General features: G+C 36.7%; 13 protein-coding genes. 6 read left to right on the top strand and 7 right to left on the bottom strand.

All coding sequences use genetic code 11. The features are described 5' to 3' along the window. Nucleotides 1-134: 134 nt before the first annotated feature. The 3 genes from N4T20_RS21250 to bglX all read left to right on the top strand — a co-directional run bounded on the left by N4T20_RS21250 (nucleotide 135) and on the right by bglX (nucleotide 5,244). On the top strand, nucleotides 135-1,235 hold the full coding sequence (locus N4T20_RS21250; RefSeq protein WP_260671059.1) for an SGNH/GDSL hydrolase family protein: 1,101 nt from the start codon (nucleotides 135-137) through the stop codon (nucleotides 1,233-1,235). Further along, the gene (locus tag N4T20_RS21245) at nucleotides 1,225-2,616 is read left to right on the top strand and encodes a sialate O-acetylesterase (RefSeq protein WP_260671058.1); all 1,392 of its coding nucleotides are present in this window, start codon (nucleotides 1,225-1,227) and stop codon (nucleotides 2,614-2,616) included. The genes N4T20_RS21250 and N4T20_RS21245 overlap by 11 nt, the downstream gene beginning before the upstream one ends. Before the next feature lie 330 nt (nucleotides 2,617-2,946). Then, a complete protein-coding gene (bglX, locus tag N4T20_RS21240) occupies nucleotides 2,947-5,244 on the top strand; it encodes a beta-glucosidase BglX (RefSeq protein ID WP_260671057.1) in 2,298 nt (765 codons plus the stop codon). 233 nt (nucleotides 5,245-5,477) lie between these two features. On the opposite strand, the gene N4T20_RS21235 is transcribed toward bglX, so the two are convergent. Further along, on the bottom strand, nucleotides 5,478-5,813 hold the full coding sequence (locus N4T20_RS21235; protein WP_260671056.1) for a DUF5615 family PIN-like protein: 336 nt from the start codon (nucleotides 5,811-5,813) through the stop codon (nucleotides 5,478-5,480). Beyond that, nucleotides 5,813-6,043: a DUF433 domain-containing protein gene (locus tag N4T20_RS21230; RefSeq protein ID WP_260671055.1), complete on the bottom strand. Its 231-nt coding sequence runs from the start codon at nucleotides 6,041-6,043 to the stop codon at nucleotides 5,813-5,815. The genes N4T20_RS21235 and N4T20_RS21230 overlap by 1 nt, the downstream gene beginning before the upstream one ends. Before the next feature lie 418 nt (nucleotides 6,044-6,461). On the opposite strand from N4T20_RS21230, the gene N4T20_RS21225 reads away from it, so the two are divergent. Both N4T20_RS21225 and mgrA read left to right on the top strand, forming a co-directional pair. Next, entirely contained in the window at nucleotides 6,462-7,028 is a 567-nt protein-coding gene (locus N4T20_RS21225; protein WP_260671054.1) for an HdeD family acid-resistance protein, read from the top strand. A gap of 137 nt (nucleotides 7,029-7,165) precedes the next feature. Further along, entirely contained in the window at nucleotides 7,166-8,122 is a 957-nt protein-coding gene (gene mgrA, locus N4T20_RS21220) for an L-glyceraldehyde 3-phosphate reductase (RefSeq protein ID WP_260671053.1), read from the top strand. Between the two features lie 50 nt (nucleotides 8,123-8,172). Here mgrA and N4T20_RS21215 read toward each other — a convergent pair whose 3' ends face one another. The 5 genes from N4T20_RS21215 to N4T20_RS21195 all read right to left on the bottom strand — a co-directional run bounded on the left by N4T20_RS21215 (nucleotide 8,173) and on the right by N4T20_RS21195 (nucleotide 14,741). Beyond that, nucleotides 8,173-9,459, bottom strand: a complete 1,287-nt coding sequence (locus N4T20_RS21215) for a glycoside hydrolase 5 family protein (RefSeq protein ID WP_260671052.1) — start codon at nucleotides 9,457-9,459, stop codon at nucleotides 8,173-8,175. Nucleotides 9,460-9,580: 121 nt separating this feature from the next. Beyond that, nucleotides 9,581-10,771 carry an AGE family epimerase/isomerase gene (locus tag N4T20_RS21210; RefSeq protein WP_260671051.1) on the bottom strand — a complete coding sequence of 397 codons (1,191 nt, stop codon included), beginning with the start codon at nucleotides 10,769-10,771 and terminating at the stop codon, nucleotides 9,581-9,583. Nucleotides 10,772-10,777: 6 nt separating this feature from the next. Further along, nucleotides 10,778-11,968 carry a glycosidase gene (locus N4T20_RS21205; RefSeq protein WP_260671050.1) on the bottom strand — a complete coding sequence of 397 codons (1,191 nt, stop codon included), beginning with the start codon at nucleotides 11,966-11,968 and terminating at the stop codon, nucleotides 10,778-10,780. Nucleotides 11,969-11,996: 28 nt separating this feature from the next. Beyond that, nucleotides 11,997-13,388: an MFS transporter gene (locus N4T20_RS21200; RefSeq protein ID WP_260671049.1), complete on the bottom strand. Its 1,392-nt coding sequence runs from the start codon at nucleotides 13,386-13,388 to the stop codon at nucleotides 11,997-11,999. 213 nt (nucleotides 13,389-13,601) lie between these two features. Further along, entirely contained in the window at nucleotides 13,602-14,741 is a 1,140-nt protein-coding gene (locus tag N4T20_RS21195; RefSeq protein ID WP_260671048.1) for a glycoside hydrolase family 26 protein, read from the bottom strand. A gap of 306 nt (nucleotides 14,742-15,047) precedes the next feature. Between N4T20_RS21195 and N4T20_RS21190 the strand changes: the two genes are divergently transcribed. After that, on the top strand, nucleotides 15,048-15,926 hold the full coding sequence (locus tag N4T20_RS21190) for an AraC family transcriptional regulator (protein WP_260671047.1): 879 nt from the start codon (nucleotides 15,048-15,050) through the stop codon (nucleotides 15,924-15,926). The last annotated feature ends 6 nt before the right edge of the window (nucleotides 15,927-15,932 follow it).

Here is a 15,932-nt window from a genome sequence, read left to right as displayed (position 1 = left end):
AAATAACGTTACGAAACATAAAATTGATGTGTTTATGTGGTGTTTTTTTATTGCTTTTTGACATTTTAGTATCTTTTTGGATAATTTCTTTCCAATATATTTGTGAATCGTATTTATATTTTAACAAATAAATTATGTTTTCTAAAAAAATCACTGTTTTAATTTCTTTTTTGCTGATTTCGGCTTTTTCGAATGCTCAAACTCAAAATTCCAATAAAACTTTTTTATATCAAGGCAGAGTCGATCAGCTTCAAAAAGACCAAGTCGTTTTAATTGGCACAGCTTCTTCAGTTTCTTTTAATTTTATTGGAAATGAATGTTCGATATCGCTACAAAGCGTTGATTCTTACGAGCATCATAATTATGTTCAGCTGGTTTTGGATGGAAAATATATTGGAAAGATCAGGATTGAAAAAGGACCAATTCAGTCATTTCCAATCAAAATTACTTCAAGTCAAAAAGAACATCGATTAGAAATCTACAAAAATACAGAAGCGCAAAGCGGCAATATTTTGTTTGCAGGAACAACAGCAAAACTGGCTCCGATTTCATTTAAAAAGAAAAAGAAAATAGAGTTCATTGGTGATTCAATTACGTGTGGCGCAGCTAGTGATCCGACAGATGTTCCTTGTAATAAAGGAGAATATATGGATCATCATAATGGCTATTATGCTTACGGTCCAACGCTTTCGAGAGCAATTGAAGCCGATTATTTAATGAGCTGTGTTTCGGGAATCGGAATGTATAGAAATTGGAATGACGAGCATAAAGACGAAGCGATAATGCCAGACGTTTATCAAAATTTATATCTGACAAAAGATGCTGCAAAACCGAAATACGATTTAGCTTTTCAGCCTGATATTATCAGCATTGCTTTAGGCACAAATGACTTTTCTGGCGGAGACGGCAAAAAGGAACGTCTGCCTTTTAATGCCCAAAAATATGTTTCAAATTACATCACTTTCATAAAGATGCTTTACGAGCACAACCCTAAGGTGCAGATTGTCATTACCAATAGCCCAATGGTTGGCGGAGATAGAGGAGTTGTTTTTGAAGATTGTCTGAATAAAGTCAAAAGCGCTTTCGCGAATGATAAAGCACATAAACCGATTCAGATTTTCAAATTCAAGCCTATGACTCCAAACGGATGCTCTGGTCATCCTGATGTGGCAGATCATAAGGTTTTGGCAGATGAATATGGTCCATTTTTAAAGAAATTGCTAAATGAAAAATAATATATTTAAGTTTGTTTTCTTTCTATTGATTTCCAGTACTATGATGGCAAATGTTTCGCTTCCGAATATTTTTAGTGATAATATGGTTTTACAGCGCAATGCTGAAGTGAAAATTTGGGGCTGGGCCAATCCAAAAGAAGAAATTAAACTAATTGCGGGCTGGAATAATCAGGAGTATAAAACCGTTGCCAATAATCAGGCAAAGTGGGAAATTACGATTAAAACTCCAGAAGCGGGCGGACCTTTTACTATTTCGATAAAAGGCTATAACGAAGTTATCCTAAAAAACATTTTAATTGGCGAGGTCTGGCTTTGTGCTGGACAGTCGAATATGGAAATGTCGGCAAGTTGGGGAATTGATGATGGAGAAGAGGAGGCTAAAAATGCGGCTAACCCAAACATTCGATTTTTTACAGTTCCAAAACTGACAGCTGAAAATCCACAGAATAATTTATTGGGAAATTGGACAGAATCGACTCCTGAAACGATGAAATATTTCAGTGCTGTCGGCTACTTTTTTGCGAAGCGCCTTCGCGAAGAGTTAAAAAATGTTCCCATCGGATTGATTTCTTCAAACTGGGGAGGAACTCCTGCTGAAATCTGGATGTCGGCAGAAGTGGTCAATAATGATCCTGTTTTATTGGAAAACGCCAAAAAATTGAACGAACAGGAATACGGACCAAGACAGCCTGGAAGAGCTTACAACGCCATGATTTACTCAATAATTGGATTTAAAATTGCAGGAACGCTTTGGTATCAAGGAGAGTCTAACGTTGGATCGCTGGTTTATGATAAAACTTTGGGAGCGCTAATTACATCTTGGAGAAAAGAATGGAAAGACGAATTTCCGTTTTATTATGTTCAAATTGCGCCGTTTAAATCAGGAAGCAATAATTTTTCGAATGTGATGCTTAGAGATTCACAAAGAAAACTGCTGAAAGAAGTATCAAAAACGGGAATGGTGGTAATCAGTGATATTTCGGACACTATTGATATTCATCCAAAGAATAAAAAGTCGGTTGGAATTCGTCTGGCTAATTTAGCTTTGGCTGAAACCTATCCCGAGGCTTCGGGACTAAATTTTAGTTTGGTTAATAGTCCGCTTTTCAAAAGCATGAAAACGGACAAAAACACAGTAACGGTTTCTTTTGACTACGGAGACGGATTATATTTTAAAGATAAAAAGTCGAATCAGTTTGAAGTTGCGGGAGCAGATGGGGTTTTCTATCCAGCTGAAGCTTCAATTAAAAATAACGAAGTGGTTTTGACAAGTAAAAAAGTGGCTTCTCCAGCAAAAGTGAGATTTGCATGGGGAAACACAACGCAATCGGATTTGTTTAATAAAGCCAATTTGCCTGCTTCTTGTTTTGTTTCTGAGTGAGTCTATAAAGAAGAAAGAAGAAAGATTTTAGATTTTAGATTTTAGATTTTAGATCTTTCGCATTTTTTGTCAGGCTGAGCGAAGTCGAAGCTTTGCAAAGTGAAACACAAAGTTTGTCATCCTTCGTTCCTCACAATGGCAAGATAACCAAAAATACTCTTTTGAAAACGATTTGCGTGAGGGATAGAAGTGGAAAGCCCAGAGCCTGACGAAGGAAGTGCGAGGACTTGAAACGGATAGCCCGACCCGGAGGGACACGCCCCAAAAAGGACTTAGAATCTCAGCATCTTAGTGCCTTAGAAGCTAAAAAAAAACTAACTAAACCACACTATGAAAAATAAAAGAATACTAATTATTGGAGTTTTTGCTCTGTTTACTGTTGGAAGTATGAATGCACAAAAAAAGCCGTATCTGGATAAGAATAAGACTGTTGAGCAGCGTATAGATCTGCTTTTGCCATTAATGACGCTGGAGGAAAAAGTGGGGCAGATGAATCAATATAATGGTTTTTGGGATGTTACGGGACCGGCGCCAAAAGGAGGAACAGCCGAATTGAAATACGAACATTTAAGAAAAGGATTGGTTGGGTCGATGCTGACGGTGCGCGGCGTGAAAGAAGTTCGTGCGGTTCAGAAAATTGCAGTTGAAGAAACAAGATTGGGAATTCCGCTGATTATTGGTTTTGATGTAATACACGGCTACAAAACGTTAAGCCCGATTCCGTTGGCAGAAGCGGCAAGCTGGGACTTGGAAGCGATTAAAAAATCGGCGGCGATAGCGGCAGATGAAGCTTCGGCATCTGGAATCAATTGGACTTTCGGACCAAATGTCGATGTGGCAAATGACGCCCGTTGGGGACGCGTGATGGAAGGCGCGGGAGAAGATCCGTATTTGGGAAGCAAAGTGGGGTATGCACGGGTAAAAGGCTTTCAAGGAGAAACAATTGCCGATTTATCCAAGGTAAATACGATCGCGGCTTGTGCGAAACATTTTGCGGCTTACGGTTATGTTGAAGCGGGTTTGGAATATAATATTGTAGATATCAGCAATTCTAAATTGTACAATTCGGTTTTGCCTCCTTTTGAAGCAACAGTTGAGGCTGGAGTTCGCACGTTTATGAATTCGTTTAATACTTTGAATGGTGTTCCAGCAACTGGAAATGCCTTTTTGCAGAGAGATATTTTAAAAGGAAAATGGAAGTTTGACGGATTTGTGATTTCTGATTATGCTTCGATCCGCGAGATGATCGCGCACGGCTATGCAAAAGACGAAGCCGATGCAACGGCAAAAGCGGTGATTGCAGGTTCTGATATGGATATGGAATCGTATTTGTACGTGGCAAAACTAGTTGATTTGGTAAAGTCTGGAAAAGTAAAAGAATCTCTGGTTGATGATGCCGTTCGCAGAATTCTTCGTGTGAAATTTGAATTGGGATTATTTGATGATCCGTACAGATATTGCGATGAAAAACGCGAAAAAGAAGTGGTTGGAAGCAAGGCCAATAATGATGGCGTTTTGGATATGGCAAGGAAATCGATCGTTTTATTGAAGAACGAAAATAATCTGCTTCCGCTAAAGAAATCTGGTCAAAAGATTGCTTTAATTGGTGCTTTGGCAAACGATAAAAATAGTCCGTTGGGAAGCTGGAGAATTGCAGCTTCAGATGACACTGCGGTTTCAGTTTTAGAAGGAATGCAGCAGTATAAAGGCAATCAGCTGGTTTTTGAAAAAGGTGCTGATTTATTGAAACAAAAAGCGACTTTCTTAACCGAAACCATTTTCAATACGACAGATAAAAGCGGATTTGAAGCAGCGAAAAAAGCGGCGAAAAATGCTGATGTGGTAGTAATGGTTTTGGGTGAGTACGGTTTCCAAAGCGGTGAAGGAAGAAGCCGAACTGATCTTAACTTGCCAGGTTTGCAGCAGGAATTGTTAGAAGAAATCTATAAAGCAAATCCAAATGTAGTTTTGGTTTTAAATAATGGCCGTCCGTTGAGTATTCCTTGGGCGGCAGAAAATGTACCGGCAATTGTAGAGGCTTGGCATTTGGGAACGCAGGCCGGAAATGCTATCGCTCAGGTTTTGTACGGAGATTATAATCCGAGCGGAAAATTGCCGATGTCGTTTCCGAGAAATGTTGGTCAGGTGCCAATTTATTACAACAAATACAGCACAGGAAGACCAATTGACAGCGATAAAAATGTTTTCTGGTCGCATTATATGGATGTGGAGAAAACGCCTCAGTTTCCGTTTGGTTTTGGCTTGAGTTATACGACTTTTGATTATAAAAATCTTAAGATTAACAAAACGTCTTTTGCTAAAGGTGAAAATGTTCAGGTGAGCGTTGAGGTTACGAATTCTGGAAATTATGACGGAAAGGAAGTGGTGCAGCTGTACCTTCATGACGAATACGCAAGCATTGTGCGCCCGATTAAACAATTGAAAGGTTTTGAATTGGTTAATCTTAAAAAGGGGGAAACTAAAACGGTAAACTTTACTTTGACAGATAAGGAACTTGGTTTTTATAACAACGAAGGAAAATATCTTGTAGAACCTGGAACTTTTAAAATCATGGTTGGAGGAAGCTCTGATAAAGGTTTGCAGAGTGGTTTTGAAATTAAAGAGTAAAAGGTTTTGCCACGAAGGCGCTAAGGCACTAAGTTTTTTTATCTCACAAATTTGATAGCTATTGCGAATAAGGATTTTTGAATAGCCTCTAGCTTCAGCTAGGGGAATAAGATTTGAATAAGGGAAAGGGCTTTAGCCAAACTTTGCAGTTTTGGCTGAAGCCTTTTTGATTGTGTTTATATTTTGCTCCCGAAGCCTTGGGACTGCAGCTTTACGATATTATAGAACGCTTTTTAGTAAATTTCTAAAATCATTAATTCTTCGTTTTGAATAAATGATTGGATAGTCTCTTTTTTTGATATTAATAGTTCTGAAAGTTCTTTAGTGTTTTTATTGAAAGTCTTCAGAATAATCACTTTAGGAGGAACACCTTTTAAAAGAAGTAATTTTTCAAAATCATCATCATGCGTAAGTATGGTAAAATTGTTTTTTCTAGCATACTCCCAAATTTCTAAATCTTTGGCGGGTTGATTTACTGGAATATCTTTAGAATGAAAACAAGCAGGAAAACTACTTTCAATGAGTTTAGTTATCCTCCAAGAAATATTGGCGTCTAAAAGCAGTTTCATTATGCTGCCACTATTTTGGTAATATTTTCTCTATTGGCCGCAAAAGCTAATGCTGCAAGAATATGCTCTTTAGTTAATTCAGGAAAATCTTCAATAATTTCTTCGAATGACATCCCTGTTGATAGCCATGAAAGAATATCTGAAATACAAATCCTAGTTCCCGTTATTACAGGTTTGCCAAATCTGATATCAGGATTTATTGAAATTAAATTTTGCCAGTTAGTATTCATATGTTTTAGAGTTTAAACAAATTTACAAAATAAAAAATGAATTAGATTTCTAATTGTTGCAACTTCTTTTTGCTTTTGAGGGATAAAGGGGCAAAGTAACAAAGGTTTAAAGTTTTTGAGCAAACCCGATAGATTTTTAAAACTGGTTGAGCTTCCTAAGTTGTTTTAATAGCCCCTAGCTTTAGCTAGGGGAATAAGATTTGAAATAAGGGAAAGGGGGTTACATTTTCATTCAGTTAAAGCTGGATGCTATTTGTTATAATGCTTAAGTGTTTAAATGTCAGTATTTTATTATTAGAAAAGTGTTTTGGTCTACGCTTTTGTCTTATCTTTGATAGACAGCCGGTTAAATATTTTTTATTGGCAATTAAGGTAAGCTGAAAACTTTATAGAGTAGGCAAGATTTTAAAATAGTATTATGGAACATTCTTTATTTAAAAAAGTGAAAGCAGCAATTGATTATTGGTACATTCCGTTATTAGTGGGAATACTTTTTGTAATCATCGGATTTTGGTCTTTTGCCACACCTGTAAAAGCATATTTAACATTGGCATTTTTGTTTAGTGTGTCGTTTCTGGTCAGCGGAATTTTTGAAATTATTTTTGCACTTTCAAACAGAAAAAAAATAGACAATTGGGGCTGGACACTGATATCTGGAATTATAGGTTTAGGTGTTGGAATAGTATTAATTGCTAATCCGTTAGTTTCAATAACACTTTTGCCGCTATATGTTGGATTGGCTATTTTGTTTCGTTCTGTAATGGCTATTTTTATGGCTTTTAATTTAAAAAGTTATTCTGTGCCAGATTGGAAAAATCTTTTGGGATTAGGAGTCTTGGGATTATTGTTTTCATTTTTATTATTATGGAATCCTGTTTTTGCGGGATTTTCGATAGTATATTGGACAGCTTTTGCTTTCATCGCAAGCGGTATTTTTTATATTTATTTTTCTTTCAAACTCAAAAAACTGCACGATTTAGTTTAAAAAAAGAATTCGAAATTAATTTCTCTCGTAGATTTTACAGATCAAGTGGATTTTTTTAATCTCTAAAACCTGCAAAATCTGCGGGAGTTTTTTGTATTTTTAAAATCTATTAAATCTCCAACTTATAAAGTAAAATAATGAAATATAACAGATGCGGAAGAAGCGGCTTACTGCTTCCTGAAATTTCCTTAGGATTATGGCACAATTTCGGTTCGGTCGATAATTTTGAAAATGCCGAAAGTATCGCTATCGAGGCTTTTGATAAAGGAATTACCCACTTCGATTTGGCAAATAATTATGGTCCTGTTCCAGGTTCGGCTGAAGAAAATTTTGGAAAAATATTATGGCATAACTTTCAGGGAAATCTTCGCGATGAAATCGTAATTTCTACAAAGGCAGGCTATACCATGTGGAGAGGACCTTATGGTGACTGGGGCTCGAGAAAATATCTGCTTTCAAGTTTAGACCAAAGTTTGAAGCGGATGAGTATAGATTATGTGGATATTTTTTATTCGCACCGTCCAGATCCAGAAACTCCGATTGAAGAAACAATGATGGCTTTAGATCATGCTGTTAGAAGTGGAAAAGCTTTGTATGTTGGAATTAGCAATTATTCGGCAGAGCAGACTCGCGTTGCTGTGGATGTTTTAAAGCAATTAGGAACGCCTTGCTTGATTCATCAGGCAAAATATTCAATGCTGGAGCGTTGGGTTGAAAATGGCTTATTGGATGTTTTGGAAGAAAAAGGAGTGGGATGTATTGCATTTTCACCTTTGGCACAAGGGCTTTTGACCGATAAATATTTAAATGGAATTCCTGAGAACTCACGCGCTCACAATCCGAACGGGCATTTGAGGGAAGATGAAGTGACGCAGGAAAGAATTCAGAAATTAATTCAGCTGAATGAAATTGCTCAGAATAGAAACCAATCTTTGGCGCAAATGGCTTTGGCTTGGCTGCAAAAAGACAAACGAATTACTTCTGTTTTAATTGGGGCAAGTTCTGTAAAACAATTGTGCAATAACATTGATTGTTTGCAGAATACTGAGTTTTCGCATGATGAATTGAATGCGATTGAGAAGATTTTAGCGTAATAGTCAAACCTAACAGGTTTTAAAACCTGTTAGGTTTCCTAAATCATGATTTATTTTTTCAATTTCAAATTATAATCTTTTACAATTTCTAATGTCGATTTATCACCATTAAAAACAGAATTTAAACCCTGCGGCTCTTGCGGCGGATCTGTGGTCAAAGGATCGCCTGGATTCCATTTCCCAGTTTCATTAACGGCTTTTCCTTCACCTCCGTAGCCCCAAAAATTTGCAGCTCTTAACGGTCCGTTGTTTTTAACGCTTTCTGCAACTCTTCCAAAAATATAACTGTAAAATTTATCTCTGTAAACAGAAGAAGCTCCTGAATTCAGATTTTCATTTTCTCTCGGAAGCCCAAATTCTTCAATAATAATCGGTTTTTTTAGATTGTTGGCTACTTTAATATGGTCATCAATATATTTGCCAGCGTTTTCGATGGTTTTTGGCATAGTGGCTTCCGCATTATCAGCTTTAAACCAATTCCAGTTTTTAGGCCAGATATGCATCGTCAAATAATCGATATTCGGATTTTGGTGCGTTCTCTCGAAGATTTCCATGCTGTCGTTCGAGCTGTTTTTCCCTTCAGAACCTGTAGAAACCAAATGATTCTTGTCTAAACTGTCAATCAGATCTACAATATTATTGAGCCATTTCGTGAATTTTGCCTCATTTTCTACTGTAAAAAGCCTAGGTTCGTTCCCAACCTGCCACGACATAATGGTATTGTCTTCGTTGTATTTCTTTTTAGAATAAGCGTTTGTTCTGCCGATAATAAACTTCACATGATTGTTTAAAGCTTCCATGCACGGCTCGCAGCTGTGAAATTGTTCTGTATACGACATAAATTGCGGCCAAGTATTGGGCGGAATATTCGGAACCGGAATTGCGCCTTTACCATTCCATTCCAAATATTGCGACATTCCGCCCGACCATTCCCAGTTATTGGTCAAATATAAAACAGCGTACATATTGCGTTTGCCCATTTCGCTAATCAGAAAATCCAATCCGTCCAATAAATCTTCGTCGTATTTTCCCTGCTCGTATTGAAGCGCTGGACGTACCGTGAAGTCGTATTTTCCGCCATCTGCTCCGACTAGAATGCGTAAATTATCAATTCCGTTTTTCTTCATTACATCCAGTTCACGCAAAAGCCTTTTTCGATCGCCTATTTTTTTAGAAGCCAGCATACTTCCGTACCAATAATTGGTTCCGATATAAGCGTAAGGTTTGCCGCCTTTGTAAAACTGGTTCCCTTTTACCGTAATTTTTTCCTGTGCCTGACAAGCCATTGCAATAAAAATTAAGGCTAATGAAAGTGTTTTAAAAAATCTGTTTTTCATAATTTATATTTTAAGGAGCTAATCCCGCTATCCGCTTTATCTTTTATGGTGAACCCCACCATAAAAGGATATCGCTTCTATCGGGGCTAGGACTTTACGTTGCGTAAGACGTTTTGATTTTTTAATTTTCAATTCGATTTATAAGTTCTAGACAAGCGCGGCTGTTGTGATAGGGGCATTTCCAGAATCCGGCTTTGTCTTTTTGCATTACAGAATAATCTTTGTAAACTCCCCAAAACCATTCGCCGTTTTGCTGGTCAATGATATGTTTTTTAATGAATTTCCAGTTTTTGTAAACAATGTCCAGATATTCTTCTTTTCCTGTCAATTGATACGCATTGTAAAAACCGATTAAAGCTTCTGCTTGCGGCCACCAATGCTTTTCTTGAATTAAATGATTCTTTTCAGGATCATATTCGTACCATAAACCGCCATCAGAATCCAAACCTTTTTTGGTAGCCTCTGCCATCTGAATGGCATATTTTTTATAATGGGCAATCAAAGTTTCATTTCCCGAAATTTCGGCGCATTGCTGTAAAAGCCATGCTGCTTCAATGTCATGTCCGTACGAGACAACATCAGGTTTTTCTTTCCAGTTTTCATCAAAAAACAAATGAAGATGGCCTGTTTCGGCATTGATGAAATATTTTTCGATAGTCTCTAATAATTCGATAATAGCGGCAAGCAATTTTTCGTCTTTCCAGACTTTATACAAATTCGCATAGGCTTCAATAATATGAAGATGCGTATTCATAGTTTTCTTTTCGTTGGCATCTTTTATGCTCAGACGCAAATCTTCGATAGGATTCCAATCTCTGGTAAAAGCTTCCAAATAGCCTTTGTTTACAGGATCGTAGCTGTGTTCTTGAATTTTCTGATATAAATTTTTAGCTATTTCTAAAGCTTTTTCCTCTTTCGAAATGCTATAATATTCAGATAATCCATAAATCGCAAAGGCCAAAGCATAAATCTGATTTTTGGTGTCTTTTGGAGTTTTATCCTCGTTTATGCTCCAAAAAAGACCTCCAAATTGTGTGTCATAAAAATAAGCCGAAAGAAATTCAAATGCTCTGGCAGCCAGTTTTTTGTGGTTTTCGTTTTTTGTGGTTTTGTAGCTGGCAGAAAACGTCCAAAGGATTCGGGCATTTAAAACCGAACCTTTTTCTGCATGGGCAATGAGTTGATCATTAAAATCAATTTGACCGACAAAACCTCCATTTTGGTCATCAAAAGTGTGTTCTGACCAGTATTTTAGAATAGAATTCAGTTCTGCGGTTAATTCCGATTTTAAAAGCTTTCTTTGTAATGACACGGTATTTTAAATTGCGTTATTTTTTTCGATCTGATTGATGATAGTCTGTACAGAGCCAGCAGAAACAAAAGTATCGGCAGGAGCATTAGTCACGTAATCAACCAGTTTGTCTACGGTTGAAACAGCCACGTGCATTCTGGTGTCTGATGAAGCATAATACACATACACAGTTCCGTCTTCGTCTTCAATCCATCCGTTCGAAAATAAAACATTAGAAACATCGCCGACTCTTTCAATTCCTTCTGGCCCCATAAAATGCCCGGCTGGAACATGGGTAACTTTTGCAATATCATGCAAATCGGTCATGAACATATACAATGTATAGCGTAATCCTGCGGCAGTATTGCGGACACCGTGCGCTAGATGTAGCCAGCCTTTTGGAGTTTTAATTGGAGCTGGACCCAAACCATTTTTCAATTCGTAAATCGTGTGATATTGTTTTCCAAAAATGATTTTCTCGTCTTTAACAACGGGATTTTTCATGTCTTCAACATAACCCAAACCGATTCCTCCTCCAGAGCCAACATCTATAAAACCATCTTGCGGGCGTGTGTACAAAGCATATTTTCCGTTTACAAATTCTGGATGCAAAACTACATTGCGCTGTTGTCCTGTATTCGAAATCAAATCAGGAAGTCTTTCCCAGTTTATTAAATCTTTAGAGCGTACAATTCCTGCATTGGCAACAGCCGAGCTTGTATCGCCTTTTGCGGCATTTGGATCTTTTCTTTCGGTACAGAAAATGCCGTATACAAATCCGTCTTCGTGATTAACCAGACGCATATCGTAAACATTGGTGTCAGGTTCTTCAGTCTGCGGAATCACGCAAGGTTTATCCCAAAACTTGAAATTATCAATTCCGTTTGGACTTTCGGCAATGGCAAAAAACGATTTCCTGTCAATTCCTTCTACACGCACAGCCAAAAGATATTTTCCGTTCCATTTCATCGCTCCAGCGTTGAAGGCTGCATTGATGCCGATTCTTTCCTGTAAAAACGGATTTGTTTTTTCGTTAAAATCAAAACGCCAGTTTAACGGAATGTGAGAAGCGGTAACAACGGGATTTTTGTATCGGTCGTAAATGCCGTTTCCTACAGTTTCCTGCGGCTCGTTTTTTTGCTCGATAAGTGTTTTATGTTCGTTTTCTAATGCCGATTTTCTTTCTTGAAAATGAACTGAAGATGTTATTGTTGTCATATAAATTTATTCTTTGTCTTTGGTTTTTTTAATGGTTTTGATCTCTCTTTTCGTTTAAATCCTGTTCTATAATCTGTAGTTTTTCTTCTGATAAAGGGTAAAATGCGATAAAAGCTACTGATATTGCGGCAGCAAGTGCCGGCAATATGCTTAACATTAATTGTATTCCGTTTTGAGCTGTTGCAGTCTGCTCAACATTGGCCTGAAAACCAAAATAGCCTAAAAGCCATCCTGCTCCTGCACCGCCAATCGTCCAGCCAAATTTTTGCGACATGGATGAAGCGGAGAAAACCAATCCTGTCGCTCTACGGCCTTTTTTCCATTCAGAATAATCGGCGCTGTCGGCGTACATTGACCAGATTAATGGGAAAATGCATCCTGCGCAAATACTGATTAAAACTTGAAAACTCATAATTAGCGCAACATCTTCTTTTCCGAACAAATAGAAAATCAGACTTAAGATTGCCGCTAAGGACATTGCTCCAAAGAAGGTTTTCTTTTTGCCAATTTTATTCGCAATTGGCGTTGCGATAATCACTCCGATGATGTTTGCGGCTTGTCCTAAAACCAAATAGATTGAAGTTGGCGTCATATGAAAATCGGTTCCAAAAAGCGAAAAATCAAAATTGACTGAGCTGCTTACATAATATTTGAAATAATAAACAGCCGCTCCATCTCGTATAGAATTGAAGACCAAAGCCCCAATTCCGGCTCCAAGCAAGATCCACCATGGTCTGTTTTTCCAAAGATCTTTTAAGTCTTCTTTGAGATTGTTCTGTTCGTCTGCTATAGGTTTTATTCTTTCTTTGGTGAAGAAAAAACAAGCCCAGAAAAATATCGTTGTAATGAATCCGAATACAGAAATTGTGGCAAGCCATCCTGTTTTAGAATTTAAATTTCCTCCAAAGTAGTTTACCAAAGGTTCAATCAGCCAAAGCGCTAAAAGACTTCCGCCAAAAGCAAAAACCATTCTATAAGAGGAAAGCGTATTTCTTTCTTTTCGATCAGATGACATTACGCCCAAAAGCGATGCGTAAGGAACATTGATTAAAGAATAAATCATCATCATTAAAGAATAAGTTACATAAGCGTAGATGATTTTTCCTTTTTCGTCAAAATCGGGTGTGTAGAAAGTTAAAACTCCAATCACGGCAAAAGGTATGGCAACCCAAAGAAGATAAGGTCTGAATTTTCCCCATTTGCTTTTGGTTCTATCGGCTAGAATGCCCACAATAGGGTCGAAACAAGAATCCCAGATTCGGGTAATTAAAAACATGGTTCCGACTACAGCAGGCGCCAATCCGAAAACGTCAGTGTAGAAAAAAAGCAGATACATACTGAAAATTTTCCAGAACATAGATGAAGCGGCATCTCCAAGACCGTAACCGATTTTTTCTTTTAAAGTAATTTTGTCGTGCATTGGTTATTTTTTAAGGTTGCAATTTATTTTGGGGCAGTTATTTTTAATTCGTTTGTTGAGATATTTTTGTCTTAAGACATAGAAACATAACTTTTAGAAATTTACTAAAGTCGTTTCACTTAGAATAATACACATTTAAAGCTTGCTTTTTCTTTAACCTTGAGCAGAAGCAATAAAAATCTATGTTTCTATGTGTTCAATTTTTCATTTACATTATTGTTTTAGCTTTTTTTGAATGTCTTTTTCAAATATAGTTTGATCGAGATTATAGAAATCAACAAAATCTTTCTCGCTTACTTGTCCGGAAAATGGGGCGTAGTAATGCATTTTTTGTTCTTTTTCCTGCCAGCCGTGGTTTCTCCAAAGCAAAACATAAGAAATTTTATAATCTCCAATGGCTTTCAATAAAGTGCCAGTCCACCATTTTGGATCGGGAACAGCCTCATAACCCGCTTCTGCCAATGCCATTGGTTTGCCTTTTTGAAGACTTATTTCGTTTACTATTTTTAATTGCTTCTGTACTTCATTTATAAATTTTTCGCCATTCGTATCATCATTGTTTTGATACGTGTCAAAGCTTAAAATATCAGCATAGGCATCACCAGGATAATTGGTTAAGAAATCGGCTTCACTAGCGAAGCTTCCTGTGTTGTATACGTATATGAGGTTATGAACGCCTTTTTTCTGAAGATAATCGAAGGTAAATTTCCAAGCGGTTTTAAATTCTTCTGGCGTGCAGTTTCCTTTTCCCCACCAAAACCATCCGCCAGTAAGTTCATGAAAAGGTCTGAAAAGAATTGGAATGTTTTTTCCGTTTTTATCTTTTAGAGACAAAAAGAAAACGGCAGCTTTATCTAGCCAAGAAGTAAACTTTTTATGATTTTCTGCGCCTGGCAGAATTGTTTTTAGAGAATTTGGAACATTATTCCAAGCGTCTTTTCCTGTCGCCGGATTATCAAAATGCCAGCTGATGGTTGAAATTCCGCCTCTTGCATCTAATTCCATAATATAGTGTTTCATTTTTGCAAAAGGAATTCCATCAATATTATTTGGACTGTCTTTTTCTAAACCTGCAATATCCCATCCATAAACTGCTGGATAATCGCCCACAACATCTTTTACATCACTTCTTCCATCTTCATATTTCCACTTTACGCCATAAGCCAAATCGTCCTGATGTCCAAACAGAAAACCTTTTTGCGATAATATGTTTAGTTTTTTATAAAGCGCATTTGTTTCTGGAGTTGCTTTTTTATCTGAAAGTGACAAAATCGTATTACTTGTTTTTTTTTGCGCCTCACATGATGTGCCAATTAATACAGTTGCCAGAAGCATGATAAAATGTTTTTTCATTGTCGGATTATTTGTTGTTATTGGGGCTAAATGTTAAATATGCAATGGTTTACAGTGTCAAAAATGACTGTCTTTTTTATTCAGTGAATATGTAACGATTTGCCTTTAAATTTGTTAAAACTATAAAAAGTTATTTGATTAAAAATGATTAATGTTTATTATTAATATTCTTTTTAAAGAAATGATAATTAATTTTTTCAAAGATAAACGGATGATTATAGTGTGATTAATATTATTTTATCAATTATATATCATATTATTGCAGTCAAAAATAGAAATCACTTTTCCTGAAAAATACTTTTTAAGATGAGCAATACGAAAAATTTTTATAGAGAAATCGCACCGCTTGCTGAGAGCGACAGCTTTCTGGTTTTTGATCGAGTAAAAGATAGTTTTGATTTTCCTGTTCATTATCACCCGGAATTTGAAATCAATTTTATTCTAAATGGTAAAGGAGTAAAGCGGGTTGTGGGAGATAATATTGAAGAAATTGATAATGTCGAATTGGTTTTGATTGGCCCGAATTTATATCACGGATGGGAGCTAAATAAATGCACCAATAAAAAAATACACGAGATAACGATACAGTTTCATAATGATTTATTTCATGAATCTTTGCTGGCAAGACGCATTATGAATCCGATTCGAGATATGTTTAATAGATCTATTCATGGAATTCTGTTCTCAAAAAAAACTGCCGAAGAACTGGCTCCACGGCTTGTAAGGCTTTCAAAATTGGATGGGATGGATTATTTTCTAGAGATCACTTCTTTATTATATGATTTGGCCAATTCTAGAAATCAGCGTTTGCTTTCTACTTATACGGTAGACTATGATACTTTTGATGACTATGATAAAATGAAATTGGTTTACGAATATGTGCAGAAAAATTTTGCCGAAAAAATCACTTTAGAAGATGCTGCAAATGTTGCGAGTATGTCTATCATTTCTTTTAATCGGTTTATTAAAAAACGTACCGGAAAAACTTTTGTCAATTATATAAATGATATTCGAATTGGCTATGCTGCGCGCTGGCTGGTAGAGAAAGATATGAGTGTTTCTGAGGTTGCTTTTAAATCGGGATTTAATAATATTGCGAACTTCAATCGCAGTTTTAAAGCAATAAAAAATTGTACGCCAAGTCAGTATCGCGAAGAATTTTCGGGTCTGAAACGCATTTTATAGTGATAC

This window comes from Flavobacterium sp. TR2, from assembly GCF_025252405.1.
Classification (GTDB): domain Bacteria; phylum Bacteroidota; class Bacteroidia; order Flavobacteriales; family Flavobacteriaceae; genus Flavobacterium.
The sequence above is the reverse complement of the archived record's forward strand: the minus strand, read 5'-3'. Positions and strand labels throughout refer to the sequence as shown.

Coding starts and splice junctions, on each gene's coding strand:
- N4T20_RS21250 (WP_260671059.1), top strand. CDS start 135: ATGTTTTCTAAAAAAATCACTGTTTTAATTTCTTTTTTGCTGATTTCG.
- N4T20_RS21245 (WP_260671058.1), top strand. CDS start 1,225: ATGAAAAATAATATATTTAAGTTTGTTTTCTTTCTATTGATTTCCAGT.
- bglX (WP_260671057.1), top strand. CDS start 2,947: ATGAAAAATAAAAGAATACTAATTATTGGAGTTTTTGCTCTGTTTACT.
- N4T20_RS21235 (WP_260671056.1), bottom strand. CDS start 5,813: ATGAAACTGCTTTTAGACGCCAATATTTCTTGGAGGATAACTAAACTC.
- N4T20_RS21230 (WP_260671055.1), bottom strand. CDS start 6,043: ATGAATACTAACTGGCAAAATTTAATTTCAATAAATCCTGATATCAGA.
- N4T20_RS21225 (WP_260671054.1), top strand. CDS start 6,462: ATGGAACATTCTTTATTTAAAAAAGTGAAAGCAGCAATTGATTATTGG.
- mgrA (WP_260671053.1), top strand. CDS start 7,166: ATGAAATATAACAGATGCGGAAGAAGCGGCTTACTGCTTCCTGAAATT.
- N4T20_RS21215 (WP_260671052.1), bottom strand. CDS start 9,459: ATGAAAAACAGATTTTTTAAAACACTTTCATTAGCCTTAATTTTTATT.
- N4T20_RS21205 (WP_260671050.1), bottom strand. CDS start 11,968: ATGACAACAATAACATCTTCAGTTCATTTTCAAGAAAGAAAATCGGCA.
- N4T20_RS21200 (WP_260671049.1), bottom strand. CDS start 13,388: ATGCACGACAAAATTACTTTAAAAGAAAAAATCGGTTACGGTCTTGGA.
- N4T20_RS21195 (WP_260671048.1), bottom strand. CDS start 14,741: ATGAAAAAACATTTTATCATGCTTCTGGCAACTGTATTAATTGGCACA.
- N4T20_RS21190 (WP_260671047.1), top strand. CDS start 15,048: ATGAGCAATACGAAAAATTTTTATAGAGAAATCGCACCGCTTGCTGAG.